At 48.7% G+C, this 2,911-nt stretch carries 3 protein-coding genes; 2 read left to right on the top strand and 1 reads right to left on the bottom strand.

Annotated elements, in window-relative coordinates; all coding sequences use genetic code 11:
• Positions 1-241 precede the first annotated feature (241 nt).
• Both DXA05_RS25800 and DXA05_RS25795 read left to right on the top strand, forming a co-directional pair.
• Positions 242-535: a hypothetical protein gene (locus DXA05_RS25800; protein ID WP_005816271.1), complete on the top strand. Its 294-nt coding sequence runs from the start codon at positions 242-244 to the stop codon at positions 533-535.
• 2 nt (positions 536-537) lie between these two features.
• Complete coding sequence (locus DXA05_RS25795; protein ID WP_005816269.1) at positions 538-903, top strand: DUF2958 domain-containing protein; 366 nt, start codon at positions 538-540, stop codon at positions 901-903.
• Positions 904-1,009: 106 nt separating this feature from the next.
• Here DXA05_RS25795 and DXA05_RS25790 read toward each other — a convergent pair.
• The coding region (locus tag DXA05_RS25790; RefSeq protein ID WP_128859778.1) for a zincin-like metallopeptidase domain-containing protein at positions 1,010-2,911 on the bottom strand (1,902 nt) is incomplete at its 5' end.

Below are 2,911 nucleotides of genomic sequence, written 5' to 3'. Positions count from 1 at the left end.
TTGCAAAGTTACTGCCCGGGCGAATGGTCAAGTACCGCCATGCTAACAGGCAGAGGACTGAACGACAGCTTTCCGCAAATCAAAGATTTGGGTATTTCATTAACTCCTCCGTCTGTTTTCTTGCCTTATCGCCCTCATTCCGCAGTCTTTTGATGCACGAAAAATCAGTTCCCGACAAGAGGAGCCGAAAGGCTTCAAAAGGAGGGAAGAAAAACAAGTTGAACAAATAATTTCTTTGCGTATGGAATTACACAGATTATCAGAAAACGAGCAGGCATTTGTCGAGTGCTTCTCACGGTTCGTAAACGGTCAGATGGGGTCAGCCGCCAAGGTAGGCAATGCCCTTGCAGATGACCATCGCTATCTTATCAACGAAAAGGGCAAGGTGGTGTTTGCCTTCTTGGAACGCCTTGCCAACGACTATCAAAAAGGTCGTTATGACCAGCGTGACGAGTGGGTGTGCCGATTGGCAGCAGAGGCCATCGAACACCTTGTAGAGAACAGAATGTATTACAGAACACTTAACAACGATTGACTATGGCAAGCAGATTGATTACACCCGTATTGGAGGAGATACTGAAATCCTATCCTCTGTATTCACAGGACGGCAAAGGCAAGGATGCCGTTTGTGTGGCAATATTCTTCATCGGACACGTCCGTTGGTTCGTACTTGAAGGACAGCCGGAAGGTAACGACACCACGTTGTTCACCATCGTATGCGGTCTGCATGAAACGGAGTATGGCTATACCTCCGTCAATGAAATGGAGAGCGTAAAGGTGGATGGCTCCAAATATGGAGTGGACGAGATATTTCAAGTGGAGCAGTTGGACGGCTTCAAGCCGGTGAAACTGAAGAGCATTCCAGACGAGGATTTACAAGCATTCCTTCATAATATGGAATGACCCCAAATTAAATCAGCCGCAGGGACATTACTCCTTGCGGCTGACTATTGTTAGTACCTACTATGAGTAGTAAAGCCTACGATTAGTATATACTACGATACTACTCTCATCTTCGGAAAGCGGACTTGGCAACGTGCTCCTCTTGTACCTCTTCCTTCTGGTACTCCTCCATGTCAAGCAGTTGCTCATACGCAGAGCTGATGTTTGCGTCCATAGAATGGTTGTGGCTGAAAGGGAAGGTATGCTTCACAGAGAGTCCTGCATTGGTCACAGTCCCCACATCCAGGCTATCCTTATCCTTGTTATATTGCAGGTTCAGCAAACCACCATTCGGCATTTGGAATATCGGCATTTTTCGCTGCGCCAATTCCGAAAACTCTTCGGCGGTCATCTCCCTCGCCACAGCCTTCACGTCCTCACTGGCACGTCCTATGCCATAGCGAGTGATATGGTCACGCACTTCTTGCTCCGTATGCTTCAGGAACACCTCATACGTACCGCCGACACTCCCGTTATAGACCACTGCAAAGTCCTTGTCCTCTATTAGCAGGTCATCGCCTCTGTTCTGGCACGGCTTCCTGTAGGTCTGCTCCTCGTCCATGCCGTTCCCGTCATAGTATTCCTTGGCAAGCGTCAGCAGTCCTTGATAGTCACCTTTCTCCTTTAGCTTATCCAGTTCCGATGTGTCATCCGTTGATTGGAGATAGGCGATGGAGGCATAATAGACGTTTTCTTTCGATTGTGAAGGCTCTGTCAGGCTTTTGTACTGGGCAAAAGCCTCCTGATAATTGGTGTCAAGGTCTTTGCCGTGGTCGTAAGGAACAGAGAGTTTCACTTCCAGACCGTTACTCGTCGGCACAGCAATCTTTACAGAGTCCTCCTTCTCATGATGCTGGATATATACAGCAGAACCATTATATGCCAAGACTGCATGGTCGCCGTCATCTATGGATAGATAACTTTTCCCTTGCCCGTTTTCCTGCTCAGCCTTTTTCTCCTGGTCTATCTCCATAGCAATCTTGTCGATATGCTGCGTGAGCATTGAGGTAGCTTTTTTCACATCGAGTAGCGTGGTCTTGATGAACTGCGGCGACTCCTTCAGCGAATCCAGCCAAGACTTCAAATAGGCAGCCGAATCTCCTTTCAGATGCTTTGTCATGCCATACCGCTGAGCGGTCAGCGCAGCCGTCAGTTCTGCCACCAGTTCCTCGCGTGCATACTCTGCCGAGCCGAAGGTAGCGGGCTTGATGCGGTCTAACTGTCCCTCCGCACCCGTGGAGTGTCCCATCTCGTGGAAAAGGTTCGAGTAGAAAGACTCCCCATCCTTGAACTGCCTTTTCTCAGGCATCACAATCTCATTCTTGCTGATGGAGAAATAGGCGGAATCACCGAACATCGGTTTGATGGGACATATCCAACGGTTGTCCGCTATCATCCTATCCACGGGTTCAAAGGCAAACTGCTCGTCCTTCTCTACCTTGGGCATCGAGTATTCCTGTTCCAGTTTCTCCCAAAACTCTGGTCTGACCTCCTTCAGGTTGGTCTGCGCCACATTGAAGACATGGTAAGTCTGAAGCTTTGGATATACATTGTACTTTTCGCGCTCTTCCTGAGAGAGCAGTTTGTAGTCCTCCCACTTGATGTGTTCCTTTGTTTCCTTATTGACCACCGTAAACGTGGTGAGCATCACGGGGAAAGAATGCTCACCTTTCAGTACTGACACACGGGGCTTCTGTTCCTCGTCTTTCTTGCCAGTTTTGTTAAACTGCTGTATGCGGTCGAAGGTACAGAAGCGAGGAATCTTGTAACCCTCCTTCTCGCAATGCAGGAGCAACATCATAGCGTTCATGCCATTATATTCTCGTCCGTTCAGGTTTTTCGGCCATTGCAACGCACCTTCAGTAAACCAGGGCTTTTTCCATCCGTCTTTGCCCGACAGCGACTGAATACGCTCAATCATCATATCGGCAAACAGGTCGAGTGCCTTGTCTTCGGCACTCGGACCTTC

It is taken from the genome of Bacteroides sp. AM54-2NS, from assembly GCF_003602935.1.
Classification (GTDB): domain Bacteria; phylum Bacteroidota; class Bacteroidia; order Bacteroidales; family Bacteroidaceae; genus Bacteroides; species Bacteroides xylanisolvens.
The sequence above is the reverse complement of the archived record's forward strand: the minus strand, read 5'-3'. Positions and strand labels throughout refer to the sequence as shown.